This is a genomic window from Pseudoclavibacter sp. AY1F1 (genome assembly GCF_002931075.1).
GTDB lineage: Bacteria > Actinomycetota > Actinomycetes > Actinomycetales > Microbacteriaceae > Pseudoclavibacter.
This window is the reverse complement of record NZ_PSTQ01000006.1, coordinates 35,921-51,797: the sequence shown is the minus strand read 5'-3', so window position 1 is coordinate 51,797 and position 15,877 is coordinate 35,921. Positions and strand designations below refer to the sequence as shown.

General features: G+C 63.7%; 17 protein-coding genes. 10 read left to right on the top strand and 7 right to left on the bottom strand.

The annotated features are described in order from the left end of the window. Positions 1-64: 64 nt before the first annotated feature. The 4 genes from C5B85_RS10830 (at position 65) to C5B85_RS10815 (ending at position 4,069) form a co-directional block, all read left to right on the top strand. Positions 65-559 (top strand): hypothetical protein, encoded by a 495-nt coding sequence (locus C5B85_RS10830; protein ID WP_104286053.1) that lies wholly within the window; start codon positions 65-67, stop codon positions 557-559. A 43-nt stretch (positions 560-602) separates the two neighbouring features. Then, on the top strand, positions 603-1,889 hold the full coding sequence (locus C5B85_RS10825) for a hypothetical protein (protein WP_104286052.1): 1,287 nt from the start codon (positions 603-605) through the stop codon (positions 1,887-1,889). A 225-nt stretch (positions 1,890-2,114) separates the two neighbouring features. Continuing rightward, positions 2,115-2,984, top strand: coding sequence for a hypothetical protein (locus C5B85_RS10820; protein ID WP_146077934.1), 870 nt, complete (start codon positions 2,115-2,117; stop codon positions 2,982-2,984). Between the two features lie 248 nt (positions 2,985-3,232). Next, positions 3,233-4,069, top strand: coding sequence for a pentapeptide repeat-containing protein (locus C5B85_RS10815; RefSeq protein WP_181064391.1), 837 nt, complete (start codon positions 3,233-3,235; stop codon positions 4,067-4,069). A gap of 112 nt (positions 4,070-4,181) precedes the next feature. Here the strand turns inward: C5B85_RS10815 and C5B85_RS10810 are convergent, their stop codons facing one another. From C5B85_RS10810 to C5B85_RS10785, 6 genes are all read right to left on the bottom strand, one after another. Further along, a complete protein-coding gene (locus C5B85_RS10810) occupies positions 4,182-4,595 on the bottom strand; it encodes a hypothetical protein (protein ID WP_104286049.1) in 414 nt (137 codons plus the stop codon). A 181-nt stretch (positions 4,596-4,776) separates the two neighbouring features. Further along, positions 4,777-5,517, bottom strand: coding sequence for a hypothetical protein (locus C5B85_RS10805; protein ID WP_146077932.1), 741 nt, complete (start codon positions 5,515-5,517; stop codon positions 4,777-4,779). Positions 5,518-5,705: 188 nt separating this feature from the next. Further along, positions 5,706-6,962, bottom strand: coding sequence for a tyrosine-type recombinase/integrase (locus C5B85_RS10800; RefSeq protein ID WP_104286047.1), 1,257 nt, complete (start codon positions 6,960-6,962; stop codon positions 5,706-5,708). 199 nt (positions 6,963-7,161) lie between these two features. Beyond that, positions 7,162-7,518, bottom strand: coding sequence for a hypothetical protein (locus tag C5B85_RS10795; protein WP_104286046.1), 357 nt, complete (start codon positions 7,516-7,518; stop codon positions 7,162-7,164). A gap of 4 nt (positions 7,519-7,522) precedes the next feature. After that, complete coding sequence (locus tag C5B85_RS10790; RefSeq protein WP_104286045.1) at positions 7,523-7,882, bottom strand: hypothetical protein; 360 nt, start codon at positions 7,880-7,882, stop codon at positions 7,523-7,525. Positions 7,883-8,474: 592 nt separating this feature from the next. Then, entirely contained in the window at positions 8,475-8,924 is a 450-nt protein-coding gene (locus tag C5B85_RS10785) for a helix-turn-helix domain-containing protein (RefSeq protein WP_104286044.1), read from the bottom strand. Between the two features lie 195 nt (positions 8,925-9,119). Here C5B85_RS10785 and C5B85_RS19195 point away from each other — a divergent pair, with 195 nt between their 5' ends. Genes C5B85_RS19195 through C5B85_RS10755 form a run of 6 tightly spaced genes read left to right on the top strand, consistent with a single transcriptional unit; the run spans position 9,120 to position 14,066 of the window. Beyond that, the gene (locus C5B85_RS19195; protein ID WP_181064390.1) at positions 9,120-9,272 is read left to right on the top strand and encodes a hypothetical protein; all 153 of its coding nucleotides are present in this window, start codon (positions 9,120-9,122) and stop codon (positions 9,270-9,272) included. Between the two features lie 5 nt (positions 9,273-9,277). Further along, positions 9,278-10,234 (top strand): DUF3854 domain-containing protein, encoded by a 957-nt coding sequence (locus C5B85_RS10775; protein WP_104286042.1) that lies wholly within the window; start codon positions 9,278-9,280, stop codon positions 10,232-10,234. 52 nt (positions 10,235-10,286) lie between these two features. Further along, entirely contained in the window at positions 10,287-13,031 is a 2,745-nt protein-coding gene (locus tag C5B85_RS10770; RefSeq protein ID WP_104286041.1) for a hypothetical protein, read from the top strand. Between the two features lie 14 nt (positions 13,032-13,045). Beyond that, the gene (locus C5B85_RS10765) at positions 13,046-13,273 is read left to right on the top strand and encodes a hypothetical protein (protein WP_104286040.1); all 228 of its coding nucleotides are present in this window, start codon (positions 13,046-13,048) and stop codon (positions 13,271-13,273) included. After that, complete coding sequence (locus C5B85_RS10760) at positions 13,270-13,719, top strand: hypothetical protein (protein WP_104286039.1); 450 nt, start codon at positions 13,270-13,272, stop codon at positions 13,717-13,719. The genes C5B85_RS10765 and C5B85_RS10760 overlap by 4 nt, the downstream gene beginning before the upstream one ends. Before the next feature lie 32 nt (positions 13,720-13,751). Next, complete coding sequence (locus C5B85_RS10755; RefSeq protein ID WP_104286038.1) at positions 13,752-14,066, top strand: glutaredoxin domain-containing protein; 315 nt, start codon at positions 13,752-13,754, stop codon at positions 14,064-14,066. A 235-nt stretch (positions 14,067-14,301) separates the two neighbouring features. On the opposite strand, the gene C5B85_RS10750 is transcribed toward C5B85_RS10755, so the two are convergent. Further along, on the bottom strand, positions 14,302-15,678 hold the full coding sequence (locus C5B85_RS10750; RefSeq protein WP_146077931.1) for a hypothetical protein: 1,377 nt from the start codon (positions 15,676-15,678) through the stop codon (positions 14,302-14,304). Positions 15,679-15,877: the final 199 nt, after the last annotated feature.

Here is a 15,877-nt window from a genome sequence, read left to right as displayed (position 1 = left end):
CGGCGGAAGGCGTTGTCAGCGTCGGGACACCAGCGTCGAAAGCGCAGCTCGACAAGCCCGCCGAATGCGCGCTAAGGAGCGTGCGTCCGAAGCCCTCGACGTTGCCGAGAAACTCGAAAACTGGCAGCCAATCAGCGCCGCAGCGCTCGCAGCTCAGGCCCGCATGGTTCGCCTGACCGACGCGGCCGATTGCGACGCAAGCGTGCTGGCGCAGGAAGCCGAAGTCGACGAACTGGAAGCCGACCTACTGGCCCTCGACGGGCTCATCGAGGAGCAGCGCGGAACCGGCCAGCAAGAGCCGACTTGGGCATCAACGCTCGGCGACAAAGCCACCGACGCGCTGCTTTGGCTTGCGGCGAGCGACGGCGGCAAGAACCCCACTTCCCCTCCCCCGTCCGCGCTCGGCGCACGCGGCGCAGCCGTGGCGGGCGCAGTCGCTCAGCGGCGGCAGGCGCGGGGCGTTGAGGCCGTGGTCGACCAGTCGTTCGACGGGCTCGCTGACATCCTCGGTGGCCTGTTGGCGGTGCTCACGCTGGGGCTTCTGTCCGAGGCCGAGTAGGCGGTGGCAACACGGTGGCTGCCGTCGTTGCTAGCGTCGGAGCATGACGGATCATCTCGACTTGCCCAAGTTGGACAGGCTCACTCCAGAACTTCAGGCTCTCCAGAATCGCGCACAGGCGGCCGACCTGCCCGTTCACATCTGCGTCGACCGAGAGTACGGCGACGGCGAGATGATCGTCGGCGTCTACATCGACTTTCCATGCGACCGTGACCGACGAACAGTTCGCGTTCCGAAGGATCACGTAGATGACTTGCTGGAGGAAAATTTCGAGGACATCCGGCTCATCGACGACCTCGCCGCGTTCTTCGATCCCATCGCAGGCACGATAACGGCGTTCGTGGACAACCCTGTGCGGTCGCGTCGCCTCAGCACGTTGCCCGGAGTGGAGTTCAAAACGAGCGAGCTGGACCACCACCTGTCGATACACGAGTTCCCGCGTCTGGTACGCAATGCATGGCGTTTGGAGCTGACAGATCATCAGTCAGGCCTGGGCGTCGAGTTCCTCCCGGGGACCGCACTCGCCAGCGCAGTCTTGGAGCACCCTGCCGGGAACATGGTCTGCATCACAGGTGCCAATGAGCTGACTCACGATCTCGCCAGAGAGCTGCTGGAAGAGACCATCCACCGCATCTCGTTCGAGTTCGACGTGACCTACGGCCTACCGCTTCGCATCCCGCGCCGCTACCGACGACGCGAAGTGATGCCCTTCGAGGACTCCACCAAGGTGCCAGAGTTTCCAAGGAACGAGTACGCGGCCGAGGCCCTGCACTTGTACCAGTACGGGCGGCAGGGCGGGCAACTGCCCACACTGGAGTTCCTCGCGTACTACCAGTCGGTCGAGTATTTCTTTAGCTACTTCGCTCGCGCTCGTGCTGTGCACGACCTTCGGTCGACGATCCTCGATCCGGCGTTCGACCCATCTACAGATCGCGACATCACCCGCCTGCTCGCACTCGCCGGAGCAGGTGACGGCTCACAGAGCGAGCGTCAGCAGCTCCGCGCCACCATCCAGTCGTGCGTCAGGGAAGAGCAACTCGTCGAATTCCTGTCGGCTGATGAAGGTCGGTTGAAGGCCCTCACGAAAGACAAGAAGATTCGCGGGACTGAGAAGCTCTCGCTCACCAACCAGCAATCGGACGTGCGCGAGCAATTCGCAAACAGGGTCTACGCGATCCGCTGCCGCATCGTGCATTCCAAGATGGATGGAGGGGGCTACGAAGACGTACTCCTCCCAACCGGGCCGGAGGCCGCCGCCCTGGAACACGACATTGACATTCTCCGCTTCGTCGCGCAGCGCGTCTTGATCGCGCGAGCAACCCGCTACTGAGCAAGCAGTAGCGCTCGTCTCGGCGTTTCCCGGTTCGGCGTTGGATCGCAGAGAAAGAACCGTCGATAGTTGCTCGGCGACGACAGACGCGAGGTGTTGAGGCGGCTGGGGGTCTTGGATGTTGGCCGATTTCCCTGACGACCTAACCACGACCCTCCCGTCGGCTTTGCCGCGCCCAGGCATGCAGATTCGCACACGAGCACATGACCGTCGTAACGTTCCACCATGAATGCTGCGACAGCCCTCGATGGTGCAGAGCCCACAAACCCTCTCTGGGTCGTGGTGCTGGTTGGTGCCCTCTCTGGAGTCATAGGAGCAGTGCTCGGACCGATCATCCAACGAACCTTCAGTCGGAGCGACAAAGCGCTTGAGGCCCGGCAGGCTTGGGCTAAAGCGAAGCTCCAAGCGGTGTTCGGGATCGGCGATCCGCCGTATCCGACAGACGGTCCACCAAGGGTGTTCATGCGCCTCGTGCCGCCGCACACGAGAGTTGCCCACGACTACCAAATGCACTCCATCAACTGGGCCGTCGAGGAATCGCCTGACCTGATGCTGCTCCAGCCTCGGCGAAGCGCCTGGGCGCGTGAGTGGTTACTCAACTGGCACTTTCGCCTACAAGGAGAGGCAAAGGCGGCACACGATTTCTGGCATTATCACGAAGCCCGCTACATCTACGATCCCGAGCGAATGGCCGTCCACGACTTCAAGAGACGCATGGACGTAGTCACTGGGCAGAGTTTCGGCGAGGACGACGAGGTCCTGTGGAGGGTCTTCGAAAAGTCGCGCAAGCGGTTGGAACGGGCTGAGCGTCGCTACGGCAGGCGTGTTCGTCGAGTTGAGTCCTCCCTAGCGGTCTGGGCGACTGGACAGTGGCTCGCTCGTCCGAGTCTTTGGCATCGAGTGACGACATGGCCCCTCATGCGCAGGTTCCTCGACTGGCAAGCTTCTCAACGGCACCCGAAGTACGACTACACCGATCGGCTGTTTGTCTGCACTTGCAAGGACGAAGCAATCGCGGCGGAGATGGAAGCCGAGCGGTGGCGACAGGAAGCAGAGGCGGCACAGAGCGCCAGCGACGGAGCAGCGCTGGAATAGGCGGCCACCGCGAAGGTGTCCGGGGCCGCCGGTAGTTTGAGTCGGAGCGTCGAACAGATCCGAGTCGATGTCGGTCGCCCTATTCTTGATCCGTGCGAAACCTATGGGCCGTAAACGGGCGTAGACCTTGGGTCATTGGCATCGGTATCTACCTGGTCGTCTCAGTGATAGCCATACTGTTTCTCCCGGACTTTCTCGTCGACCTCACAATCTCGTCGAGCAGCAAGGTATCCGACTCGCAGCGACTCGTGGCCGTTGCATCAGCCAGACAGAGTGTCTTGCTTGCGGCCGGTGGAGTCCTGGCGGTCATCACCCTGTTCCTCACTATCAGCCGCGACGAAGTGACCAAAGCGCGCGCCGACCGCGAGAGCGATGAGCATGTCACGTCCATGTATGTTGAGGCTTTGCGCCAACTCAGCGACCGAGAGAGCGCCTTCGTGCGTATTGGCGGCATCCACGCCCTGGAACGAATCACGCAGGATTCTGCGCGAGATCAGCAAGCCGTGATGTCGGTCCTGGCCTCATTCCTCCGAGAGCACGGTTCTCGCCCTGTAGGCACCGAGGAGCCACCGAACGTGCCCGCTGATGTGGCAGCAGCGGCAGAGGTGCTCGGGCGGGTGACCGGAAGACAAGAGCCGGAATCACGATTGGAGCTCGACTCCGTGAACTTCTTCCGGCTCAGGCTTCGCGGTGCGAGCTTCGCAGGCGCAAACATGAATCAACTATTCGCCAAGGAAGTCATTCTGGACGGGGCAACCCTCACCAGCACGGGCCTCTACTCGGCGCAACTCCGCAGCGCCAACTTCCGAAACGCAAACTTGTCTCATGCTGGTCTCGACTACGCCGATCTGTCCGGGGCATACCTAGTGGGAGCGAATCTGACCGGCGCGAATCTGACCGGCGCGAAGCTCTACTACGCGAACCTCAAGGATGCGGTTGGGCTCACGTCCGACCAGGTTGCGTCCGCGCACGGTTGGTCGGAGCAAACGCGCTGGCCGGATTATCTTGAACCACCCGAAGCGGAGCGGAACATCGACGACTTCCAGGGCGGTCACCTCGCCTTCGTCGATCTTCTCAACGATTGAGCTGGGCTGCTGGGTGCACCAGCGCCCCGTCTCGGCGTTTCGAGACGGGGCGCTGGTGCGTGGTGCGGGCGGCAGTGGATGTCCCCTATTGGTGTACCCAGCCGACAGTGGCTCACGGGTAGGCGTCGCCCAGGAAATCTTCCTCGGTCACCGCGATTGCCAGGTCTGCCACGCTCCAGTGCTCCACCACGTACGCCCCGAAATCGCTGAGCATCTGCCAGAGCAGTTCGGCGCGCACGGCCTCATCGGAGTCGCCGAGCCCGCGCTCGCTACTCGACTCGATCAGGGCCGCGAGGATTCCCGTGAGGTCGCTGTTGAGAAGCAGCTCGATGAACCTATCGAGGCCCCGAGCATGTGCTCCTGCGATCGCCAGCTCCTCGCGGAGGTCGGCGCGGAGGTCGCCGTCGAGGCCCTCCTCGCCGACACGGAGGGCCAGCTCAGCGCCCTCGCAGAGGGCAAGGTCTCGGAGTCGAAGGGCGGTGTGGACGAGCACGGCAGTGTTGGTAGCGGTGGCTGTTGTGGACATGGTGTTCTGCTTCCTGTGGTGGTGGTGCCGGGTGGTCCGGCGTACACAGGGAGTACGCGGGGTCATTGCCGCTGGCGTGATTGCGGGGATCGTGAGCCATTGCTGTGCGAGTGGCGCATACAGCACAACACCCCGTCTCGACGTTTCGAGACGGGGTGCAGGTGTTTGGTGCGGGCCGAAATTAGTCCGTGATTTTGATAGAGGCGAAGCTGCTTCCGTCGGCGTTCAGTACGACGGCGACATCGAAGTCAACCGTCCGCGTGACGTTCGACGCCCCAGACTCCACCATGGTCACCGGACCGTCAGCGAGGAGGTTGACTGTCGGAAGCTGGTCGCCGTTCTTGCTCGCGAGAGCAACGGCGAGCTTCGGAACTTCTCCCTGAAGCGTCACCGTGGTTCTGGAGCCGTTGCGATGAATGTCCGCGTAAGAGCCCTTGCATTCCGGCGTCGTCCGGTTCGGGTCGAAGTCTGCCAGGCATGTTGCCAAAGCCTCTTCGACTGCCGCCTGAGCCGCCGGGAGGAAAGCCTCTTCGTCGAGTACGACCGGGATCGCGGGCGCAGTTCCGGACGCTTCTGCTGCGACAGTGACCGAGTCCGATTCGAGCTTGACGAAAGTTGCCGAGCTGGCAACCGGGTAGACACCGGGGAGGAGCGTCCAACTCGATGATGGTTCGGCGTCGCCGACCGAGAACGACGACTTGGCCTTCGTCTGCACAGTGGCCGTCGGAGCCGAAGCAATCCAGCTTTCTGAGCCTTCTTCGCCTTCCTTCTTCACCCGCACGCTGCCCTCGTGACGTTCGCCGCCGAGTGTGTAGGCGACATCAAGGTCCACCTCAGCGATCTCGTCCAAGTTCTCTGGGTCGGCCGTCAGAACCTCAATCTCGCTGATCTTCTCCGTCGCCTGCGGCAGGAGCGCGAGCATCGGGTCGCCAGCTTCCATCCCTGTCAGCACCTGCACCTGCTCCACGTTTCCGTCTGCGAGCGCAGTCAGCAGCGCCTCGGCCGTAGCCGTCGGTGACTCACCAGCCCCTCCGCCACTTGCGCATCCGGCGAGGCTCGCTGCGGCGATCCCTGCGACCGCCACGGCTGCCAACGTTCGTCTCTTCATAGTCATCTCGTTTCTGTCGTGCGGAGCGCAAGGCGCAGCACCGCTGCTGATCGCTGGGTGAGTTCGTCTGGGTGTCGAGCCATCGCCCTTGCCCCGGCTTCGCCGAGAACGGCGGCGACGCCGAGAGGGTCGCAGCCGAGCCGGTGAAGCCGGGCTCCCGCAGCTCGACGGGCCGCGCGCCTCGGCATCGCAGGGAGGTCGACTGCTGTGAGAAGCCGATGCCAAGCGCGCCGGTCGCTGTCCTCGGTGGTCGGCAGGTCCAGGCGTCGCTGGCGAGGCAGGAGCCAGTCGCTCGGCAGGGAGTAGGTGGCGGCTTCTCCGCGTTCGGCTGCCCCGCGTCCGATACCGACGAGAAGGTCTGCGCGCTCCACAAGGAGCCGCGGAGGGAGGGTGGTCGCGGCTCGACGGTCGGCGAGATCGCCAAGGTGCTGCGCGATGGCATGGCCGAGGTTGGAGCTGCGTGGGATCGGGAAGGTGCGGGGCTGCGCGAGTTCCCGCCGAACCCAGGCCGCCGGATGGTGCGGCGATGCTGGGAGGCGAACGAGCGTGCCTGCGATTCGGAGCCGGAGTGTCTTCGTTGCCTGCTCGATGTCGGACGCGGTCAGGGCGAGGGCTTCGCTGCTGCGGAGGCCGAGTTCGAGAGCGAGACCCCAACGGACGCGGGCTCGTGTCGAGATCGCGCCTGCGGCTTCGAGGAGCTGGTCGACCTGCTCGGGAGTGAGCTGTGGCGTTGGCGCTGCTGCCGGAGGCGCGGGTAATCGGATACCGGCGACGGGGCTGCGCTTGACGCCGAAGTGGGCGACGTTGGCCGCGTGCTCGCCAACTCTGCGGAGGAGGCTAAGGACGGCTTCGCGCGTGGCTCGGCTGGCTTGGTGCCCGTCACGGCGAGAGAGGGTCGCGACGTAGGCCTCGATCTCGGCCGGTGTTGCGGCGGCAACCGGGCGTGACCAGAAGGGTGCGTGTTCGATGTGGGCTCGGGCTATCTTGCGGTAGCTCGCTGCCGTCGCCGGAGTTGGAGATGAAGTCGCGAGATAGCTGTCGAGTGCGGCCTGCCAAGCCAGCTCGGCGAGGGCATCGGCGGCAGCTTGATCGGCGTCGAGCTGCGTGACGATCCTGAGCCCGGCGAGCTTGCGCTCTACCTCGGCGGCTGACTGACCCCGGCGCTGGTGGCGCTGTCCACCGAGGGTGATCGACCCTCTCCACCCGGTGCCGTCGTCGGCAGGTTGGGTGGAGCCCTGCGGTGCTGCACTGCGCGCCATCGGCTCCCCCTTCGCTCTGCTATCTCCCCCGAGACATGGCTCTCTGCCGCTCGGAGTGTGCGCTCGGTGCGCGGTGGTGACCCCGAATCCGCCGTCGGAGTCGCTGAAGCTGACCCGGAATGGGTCGTTGTGGCTGGCGCGTTCGCCGCGAAAACTGGGCAGGACGTGGACTGCCTGTTACAGGCGGCATAACCAGCGTTCAGCCAGAGGTGCCGACTCCACAGGCAGCGGTCAGCTCGGCGATGGCTTGCTCGGCCGTTCGTCGGCCGCCAGGGACCAGCTCCGCACGCTGCTCGGCTTCGAGGAAGGACTCGTCGGTGCCGAGCACTGCCTGAAGCATCTCGATGTCGTCCTGCGTCTGCGGATGCGGAATCGCCAGAAGCAGCCGTAGGCTGCCATCCGAGTCGGCCCACTGGGCTGCGATTCGCCACCCGGCGCGGAGAAGGCGGAGGGCAGACGCTGGACCGACAGGGCGACGGCTGGCCGCTGGTTCACGTGAGGTGAAGGCGACGAGGCGCGGGAGGCTGCTGCGTCGCTGTGCGCCCGGGTACGACATCGGCTCAGATCGACCGAGGAGCGGCAGGGCCGGGGAACCTGTGGATGGTCTCGGCGTCGTGGTCGTTCGTGACGACGTAGCCGCGCTGTTGCAGCGCCTCGCGGAGCTTGGTCTCGGCGTTGATTGGGTCGCGTTCGGATTGGAAAATGAGCTGGCCGTCGGTGGTCAGGTAGGCGTTCGAGCCGACGACGAGCTGGAGGCGAGTGGCGCTGATCCGCTCTCCGTTGAGGGTGCCGAAGATGAGGGTGCCGCTGCGGTGGCGGACGATCTTCAGGCCGATGGCGCTGAGCCAGTCGAGGTGGAGGCGGTCGCCTGTGCGTGCGAACTCGCGCACGGCTTCGACGGGGCGTGGCTGGTCGTTCATTCGGGTCTCCAGTCGGTTGGTGACCGGAGTATGCGGTGGCAGCAACGAACCCCCGTCTAGTGACGGGGGTTCGTTCGATAGCCACCCCTGGCTCATCCCTTTGAGTATGCCTGGTCAGCTATGCGCAGTACCCCCGGCTGGTCAAATCGGCCTTCTACTGGTCAATCGCTGGTCAATCCGTACAGCCACCTGAACTCGTTCTAGATGGTGTCTCAAGATCCCGCTGGTCAGCGCTGGTCAATTTCGTTCAGGCACCTGAACTCACTTCGACAGACAAGAAGCCCTTCTATCTATCTTTTTGACCAGAGAAATAGATATATAGAGAGGTCTCGCGTCACTACCCCCCCCCACGACTGGGGGGAGACAGGTATATGGAGGTAGGGGGGGGGTAGTAGTGGAGGACCCCTATGTGTTCGTCGTTTCCTGGTCAAATCCGATCCACATAGCCGTCCTCACCAGCAACGCCGAGTGCAGGGCACTGAACAAAGCTGACCAGCGCTGACCAGCGGCGTTTCGTCACCCCAGCAAATCCGAGTTCAGGAACCTGCACGGATTGACCAGCGATTGACCAGCCTGACCAGCAGTCGACCGACTACAGGGTTGTGCCGCGGGCATCCGCACGCCGCCGAAGCTCATCAAGAAGCTCGATCTCGCTAAATGACGCGAGCAACTTCGCCTGCGCCTCGTCGGACGGCCAGGCCGGGACACGGTAGACCTGCGGCCTTGGCTCCACCTCAGCCCAGTAGAACTGCGCCGCGAATTGCTCAGGCGACAGATCTCCGCCCAGCTCACCGTCGGCCCGTAGCTGAGCCCAGACAAGCTCGGCTTCACCGAGGAGCTTCCGCACTCGGTCACGATTGGCGTAGGGCACACCCTTCCGCTCCCAAACCGCGACCGTCTGCTGAGAGATGCCTAGTCGGTCAGCCAGGTCCGCCTGCGCGCTCCCCTCGTACGCGCGCAGTGCCTTGAGAGCAGCGCCTTCGATGGGGACTGAGGCTGGAAGCGGCTCACGCTCGCCGCGCGGAAAAGCATTCGTCGTCATGGGGCGACCTTAGACCGAAACCGCCAGAATCACCAACAACTCACGTTGTTGTAGTATAGTAGTCCATAAGTAACCAGCGGACGAACTGAGGAGATTCCATTGCAGCCGGTGAAGCCAACGCGCACCCCAGAGAAACGGAAGCCCAGGCCCAAGCCTGCCCTCCTATCCATCCCCGAGCTGGCCGTGGTCCTCAACATGTCTCGACAGCGCGCGATGGACATGGCGCTGTCTGGCGAGCTGGAAGCCAAAGGCATCGGGACCAGGCTCGTGGGAACTCGCGTGAAGGCCATCCGCGTGGATGTGGAGAGCTACCTCGGCCACCCGATCCAGTTCGAGAAGATCGGTTGAACGCGATGACGAACTCTGTTCCTTCCCCGACCGCCGACGACCTCGCCGCTTCCGGCCTGTCGGAGGAGAAGCTTGACGCCGTCTCCGCCGTCTTCTTCGACGACCTCGCAGCCGAAGCACGCGGCGACAAGGGCGTTGCCGCGAAGCTGGCCGCGACCACCAACCGCGATGTTGACTACTACGACCGTGCAGACGATCTCCGCCGCGCGGCCTTCTACCTTGCGAGCCGCACCGTCGCACCGTCCGTGGCGGCAGGACACTACGGCATTGTCTCGCCACTCGGCGTTGCCCGCCACAACGGGGTGCCGTTCAACGCCCGAGAGCTGACCTGGGGATTCGCGACTGCCAAGGACGCTCGGTACCCCGTCACACCCGAGGACGTTCGCCACTCGGGCGCGCTTGGCATCAAGCGATTCACGCTCGACGAGAAGGCGGATGTCATCGAGTGCGTCGGACTCCAGCTCCGAACCCTCCGCACCGCTCAGTTCAACGACAACATCAAGGGCAAGTTCATCTCGCCCCTCGGACAAGCACCCGACGGGTACATCCACCCTCTGAACCGCGAGGCTCTGCTCGACACCGGCAAGCCACTCCTTCTGACCGAAGGACTCGTCAAGAGGGACGCGATCCTCTCGGCAATGGGAATGGAGCACGTTGGTGTCATCGCGTACACCGGCGTCAGCATCCCAGCGGAACGTCGGGGCGTTGGCTGCGTGTCTCTTCGCTTGGGCTCGATCCTCGACCGTTGCCCGCAAATTCTCCGAGGCCGGGACGTCTTCCTCGCTTTCGACGGCGACGCAACTGAGAACTCCGCTGTCGCGCGCGCCGTTCAAGCCACCGCAGTCGCGGTTGGTCACCACGGGGCCATCGTTCGCGTGATCCAAGTACCGAAGAACACTGTCGGATCGGGCATCGACGACTACCTGGCCGCGTCGCACGGTATCGGCCGAATTGCCGCGTAGGCACACCGACACCGACACCGACACCACCATCAGCACAGAAAGGACAGGCAGCATGACCTCAGCCACCCCGCTCTCCCCCATGCAGCGCCTCTTCGAGACCGCTCTTCCCTTCGATAAGTACGCGCAGAAGCTACGCGGCCACGGCACACTCGGCAAGGGTTCCCCTTCCCCCGCCCGAGTCGACAGGCCTGACACCGCCCGCCTCGACTGGCTGCTGGAAGGCGTTCTGGTCCAGGACATGAATCAGCGCGCGAACGTCGACCTTGACCTCGACCACTCGGACTCCAGCATCCGAGTCGTGCAGCAGCGAGACAGCGCCAAGAAGGACTCCACCGATGAGCGCATCAAACTGGGCAGGCTCGGCCACGACACCGACGGACTTCCGTACCTCGCGGGGGTCGAAGGCGCCGGACTGAAGAAGCTTCGCGACGCGGAGGACTCGGTGGTTCCGGTCCCCTGGAACGAAGGAACCGACTACTCGCTCGCACAGCTCCTCGCGCACAAGGGCGGCATGCTCGCGTCTGAGACCGAGTTGCGGACCTACCTGCTGGCAGCCGGGAGCGGCAGCGCCGAATGGAATGCAATTGAGGCGCTCGCCGATGCAGAAGACTTTCTCGGCATCAGCGAACTGGTTCGCAAGGCCGCCGACCTCGACGAGTATGCGCATCTCGGTGCTACCGGAAACCGAATCGCAGCCCGCATTGCAGACGCCGTCAAGGCGAACCACGGAGTGGCCTCGTTCGAGCCGATCGTTGTCGTCCAGCGCCCTGGGGAGATGGAGCTGATCGAGCTACGCCCCTCTGGAGCCTGGCTGGTGTCCCCGACATACGGAGACACCTTCCTCGGCTCAACGATCCCCTACTCGACCGAGGTCGTCCGTGGCGGTTCTGACGCAGGCGCTGATGGATCGTTGCACAACGCTGAGACGTTGACGACCAAGCTCAAGCTCGCCGCGCTCGTATTCACACAGTCCGGCGTTCAGCGGCGCGCACTTTCCTCGCAGCTGACGGCCAAGCAGCTCGGTCGTCACGACGAACTCGTCGCGCTCGGCACCGAAGAGGGGCTCGACATCGAAGCCCTCGACAAGAACGACCAGCTGGCCTTCGCTCGCCTCGTCCAGCAGCTCGGGCGATTCGCCCCGATCAAGAACGAGTCTGCGACGACCGGCTACCAGCGGCGACCAGACGGTGGCTTCCACTTCGCGACCCCCATCGGTGGGCTCTACATGGTGAGCCCCGAGCTGGACCCCGCGAAGGTGATCGTCGACGAGTCCTACCGGGCGACTCCCCCCGACCTCGACGCTCCGATGATGCCGCCGAGCCTCTCGACCAAGTTCTCGAAGGCGGAGGTGCTGGCCACGAAGCCGCAACTGCTCGAAGCCTTGCTGAAGATCACTCCCAACGAGATTCACGTCGCGGCACTGATGGGCTTCGTGATGTTCTCTGCACCGGCTGCCGCCGGATACACCCCGGAGACACCAGCTGCGTTCTTCAGTGGCGTGACGGAAAACGGCAAGACATACCTGCTCTCGCAAACGTTTTCGTGTGTGCTCGGAGGGGCTCCCTCGGGTCACATCGCCGTCGATCTTTCCGATGTAACCGGTCCGGGAGTCCTCACGCGTATGAACGCGAGAGGGCACCTGCCTGCCATCGCGGACGACCTGAACCAGCCCGACGTGAATGTCTCGACTCGGGGAACGAATAAGGCGGAGACCGCCGCCGCCGGTGTGGAAACACTGGTTACCGTGCAGTTCGGTCGCAAGCCAATCGCACGCGGGGCTAGCGGAGGAGGCGCGCGAAAAGACCTGCGCTACACCGGCACGGCCGCGATCACGGGTGAATACGCGAATTTCAAGCAGTCGCGCCGCAACCGAGTTATCCATGTCCCGGTTCACGCAGAAAAAGATTCGCAGGAGCGCTTCCTGCCATCGAGCACCGTTTCCAAGGCTGCTCTTGATAGCTTCCGCGCCCGATTCGGCGAGATCGCACCCGTCATCTACTGGACGCAGATCGCGGCTTACGCAGCAATCGCGTCGCAGGAAGGCGGTGTCTACGCTCTGAGCACACGCTTCACGTTCCTGCGCGACCGCGCACTGGCGAGCATCGTCCGTGAAGGGCGAGCGATGGCGAAGTACGCCGCCGTCCGAGCGTCGCTCGAAGTCTTCCTCTGGAACCCCGAGACGCCCATCGAGGATTGCCCTCGCCTGGACGAAACGTTGTGGCAGCGGATTCTCAAAGGTCTGCTCGAATCTGACGCTGCCGACATGGCTGAGACAACCCTCTCAGCAAAGGTCATGTCTACCATCGGCGAGGCCTGCGGCAGTGGAAACGGCTACATCGACGTGGGACCGGGACTCGGACCTTGGTTGAGTCGCTTCCCCGTCGCTGCTCACCTGCTCGGCTACACCGAAAGCGGGATCGACGCACCCCGGCCCCCAGGGCGGGCGAAGCCACTGGCTCGAATCGTCGGTGACGGTCGCCACATCGCGATCTCCGCTGGCCACCTGCGGAATCTCCTCCAGCTGATGGGCAGCAACGTGTCTCCTGAGCACGCAGCGCCACGCCTCGTCGAACTCGCAGTCGCCAACGCCACCCCGGACGGCGTTAGCACCAAGGTGCCCACGGCCTTCGTTGGAGCCGAAACCGGTCGCCCTCGCGGAATGGTCTTTCCGCTAGCCGCTGTCGGTATCGACCTACCAGCGGACAGCCTCCCTGACGCTGGTTCGGTCGCTAAGCCTGTCAGGGCGATCCGCCCCGTCGATGCACCACCTGTGGTTGTCGCCCAGCCAACTGCCTGAAGGAAAGGAAACCCATGTCCATCTCATCCCTCGCCGATGCGTCCGAAGCGGTCGTCTCTGCGGAGGCCTCCTACCGGGCCTCGGTTCGCGAGCGCGATCTCGCTGTCGTCAGCGCGGTCGCGAACGGCTTGTCCTACCGCGAAGCCGCGAAGCAGGCCGGGATCGGACTCACCCGCGTGGCTCAACTCGTGAAAGCGGCCCGTCGGCCGCGCCACCCCAACAAGAAGGAAGAAACATCATGACCGCAGCAACCTCCACCCAGCGAGCACGTCTTGCGCAGAACCCGCCGCTCCCGATCAGACTCGCGCTGAAGCGATCAGGCCTCAACAAGGACCAGGCGGAGCGCTTCCAAGCTTTGCTTCGCGGGCTTCGCACGGGCGAGATCGCCTCGATCATCGTCCTGCGTGGCGCTCAGGGAACCGGCAAGACTCTCGTTCTCGAATCCGTGCGGTACGTACTCGGCCTCGAAGCCATCGTCCATGCCTCGTCTTGGACGATGGCCGCCATGAGAAGCATCCCGGTCGAACGCATCCCCGTCCTCGACGACATCACCGAGACGGACTTGAACTCCGTGGTCGCGAGCCGACCGGGTGGCATGGTGGTCGCCCTCGCGGCCTCTCACGAGCCCGTCTACTCCTCCGAGGTCGAGCGGCGTGCGGTGTTCTTCGACCTTGGCCCTGCCCGCTAGACCCCGCACCAACCAACAGAAGGAAGAGCAGCATGAACAGCAATCCATCCCCCGTCGGTATCCCCGACACGAGCATCCCCATCGTCACCGTCTTCAGCAAGCCGAGCTGCGTGCAGTGCAAGGCTACCTACCGAGCCCTCGACCGAGCGGGCATCCCCTACGAGATCGTCGACGTGAGCACCGACACCGAAGCCCTCGCCTTCGTCAAGAAGCTCGACTACGCCCAGGCCCCTGTCGTTTACGTCGAGCACCCCGACACAGGCAGCGTCGACCACTGGAGCGGCTTCCAGCCCGGCCGTCTCGCCGCGCTCGAAGCGACCCGGCCTGCACCACTCGACGCCGCATAGTCGACGGCTACCGGTCCCACGCCTCCCACGGCCCCGGCGCACTTATCCACAACATGTACAGCGATGCCTCGCCCGGCACACCGTTCGTGCAGAATCACATCGTGAACACGAACATCGTCAGCGCAGACGACACCGAGTACCTCTCTTGGCCAAAGTGCCCGAGCTGCCTTCATCTGGCGGACCTCACCACTGCTGGACACGCCGCCTGCCTAGCGTGCGACCTGAGCCTGCTGCCCTAGTCGTCGGCTCCAATCTCAATCTGAGTCTGCTCAGCGATCCACGCCTGGGCAGTTCGCATCTCGATACCGCCCGTGGAAGAGCGGAGGTAGTCCCGGACATCTCTCGACCGGTGTGGATTGGTCTGGACGAACCGCACAAGCTTGAAAACCGCCACGGAGTCCAGGATTAGTACCCCATTCTTAGATGTCGTTCGCAAGCGATCTTCGCGCACGAATGAGCCCCTCGTGTTGGGGTCTCTCTTGATCTCGCGATTCACCACCAACCACTTGCTTGGCGGGGTATCTGGTTTCTCCTCCGCCATATAGTCCTCGGCGTGGTCACGCAGCGAGTTGATTTTCTCGTCTTTTACGCCGCGAGTAGTTCCGGTGACCTCGACGATGGCAAGCCAGTCCGACTCCTCCGCCCGAGTCACTCGGAAATCCTCGCGACGCGCGTCCACCGGCCACGTCTCATCCATGTTGCGAACGGTGAAGCCCAGCGCGAGCAGCGCGTCCGAGACTGCATCTTCGAGATCGCTGCCTTGCGCAGAGATGAGTCGGCGCTCTCCGCCTGCTCCTAGTCGTTCCGCATGCGCCAGTTTTTCCAGGAGACCCACCCGTTCGGCCTGGTGGACCAATGTCGCCTCCTCGAACGCGCGGTCCAAGGCGACTATCGCTGCCGCCGCATCCGCTTCGTCTCTGGTGCGCCATTCCTCCGACTTGATCCAGTTCGGCTTGGCTGGGAATCGGGTCGCGGATAGTTTGCTCCACTCAGAGAAAGCAACGTCAATCCATGGCCTGAAGTCCGGCAGATCAGCTGGGAGCACCCAAACGTACACGCCGGTGGCGCGCTGGTACTCGCCAGCCAGAATCAGCCCATCAGGGCCAATCAAGAAGGGACGGACCGTTTCGGACAGCGAGCCATTCGAGGGCCGGGGGTCTGAACGGATCCCGAACTGGAACTGCCTAGCATCGACTGCTCCGGCGAGGTCCGACTTGACCAGACGTTGCAGCTCGTCCGGCAACCCACTCGGCATGCTGACTTCCCTGCCCGGAACCATCTGAAGCGAATGGAGGTATCCGTCCGGTTCATAGTCCTCGTCATCCACCAAGTAATCGAACGAGTCTTGGAGCTGACCGTCCGTCGGCTGAAGGTAGATGACGTTGGGGCCAACGTCGACCAGGCGATCCCACTCGACTACGTCGAACGATGCGAGAGGCTGGTCTACGACAACCAGGTCATACTCGCCCAGGTAAGACAGGGTGAGAATGCCGACATAGTCGACTGTCCCGTTGTATTCGTCGAAGAACTGGAGCCTTCCCGCCAGCGCCGAGTCCGAAACGCAGATGAGCACGCGCGGATGAGGGCGGGGATTCAGAACGGTCTCAACCATTGTGTGACCATACCCAAAAGATGCAGCCACACGAGGTAGGCACCGAGGTGTGGTGTCGACGTATGCGCCACCGGGCCAAGCGTTTCGGAAGCAGGTCGGAAATCCATCTACGGACACCCCGAGCGCACAACACCGCCGCTGAGTCGTTCAAGCCTTCCCGCGCCTGTCGAGCGGCACGGCGTGGAGCCGGTAGTTTCAG

Bases quoted from the DNA above. Each gene is read 5' to 3' on its own strand.
- C5B85_RS19195 (WP_181064390.1), top strand. From the start codon at position 9,120: ATGTCTCGACAGCGCGCGATGGACATGGCGCTGTCTGGCGAGCTGGAA.
- C5B85_RS10825 (WP_104286052.1), top strand. From the start codon at position 603: ATGACGGATCATCTCGACTTGCCCAAGTTGGACAGGCTCACTCCAGAA.
- C5B85_RS10830 (WP_104286053.1), top strand. From the start codon at position 65: ATGCGCGCTAAGGAGCGTGCGTCCGAAGCCCTCGACGTTGCCGAGAAA.
- C5B85_RS10770 (WP_104286041.1), top strand. From the start codon at position 10,287: ATGACCTCAGCCACCCCGCTCTCCCCCATGCAGCGCCTCTTCGAGACC.
- C5B85_RS10750 (WP_146077931.1), bottom strand. From the start codon at position 15,678: ATGGTTGAGACCGTTCTGAATCCCCGCCCTCATCCGCGCGTGCTCATC.
- C5B85_RS10820 (WP_146077934.1), top strand. From the start codon at position 2,115: ATGAATGCTGCGACAGCCCTCGATGGTGCAGAGCCCACAAACCCTCTC.
- C5B85_RS10785 (WP_104286044.1), bottom strand. From the start codon at position 8,924: ATGACGACGAATGCTTTTCCGCGCGGCGAGCGTGAGCCGCTTCCAGCC.
- C5B85_RS10775 (WP_104286042.1), top strand. From the start codon at position 9,278: ATGACGAACTCTGTTCCTTCCCCGACCGCCGACGACCTCGCCGCTTCC.
- C5B85_RS10810 (WP_104286049.1), bottom strand. From the start codon at position 4,595: ATGTCCACAACAGCCACCGCTACCAACACTGCCGTGCTCGTCCACACC.
- C5B85_RS10805 (WP_146077932.1), bottom strand. From the start codon at position 5,517: ATGCTCGCGCTCCTGCCGCAGGCGACGGAGAAGATCAGCGAGATTGAG.
- C5B85_RS10760 (WP_104286039.1), top strand. From the start codon at position 13,270: ATGACCGCAGCAACCTCCACCCAGCGAGCACGTCTTGCGCAGAACCCG.
- C5B85_RS10790 (WP_104286045.1), bottom strand. From the start codon at position 7,882: ATGAACGACCAGCCACGCCCCGTCGAAGCCGTGCGCGAGTTCGCACGC.
- C5B85_RS10800 (WP_104286047.1), bottom strand. From the start codon at position 6,962: ATGGCGCGCAGTGCAGCACCGCAGGGCTCCACCCAACCTGCCGACGAC.
- C5B85_RS10755 (WP_104286038.1), top strand. From the start codon at position 13,752: ATGAACAGCAATCCATCCCCCGTCGGTATCCCCGACACGAGCATCCCC.
- C5B85_RS10795 (WP_104286046.1), bottom strand. From the start codon at position 7,518: ATGTCGTACCCGGGCGCACAGCGACGCAGCAGCCTCCCGCGCCTCGTC.
- C5B85_RS10765 (WP_104286040.1), top strand. From the start codon at position 13,046: ATGTCCATCTCATCCCTCGCCGATGCGTCCGAAGCGGTCGTCTCTGCG.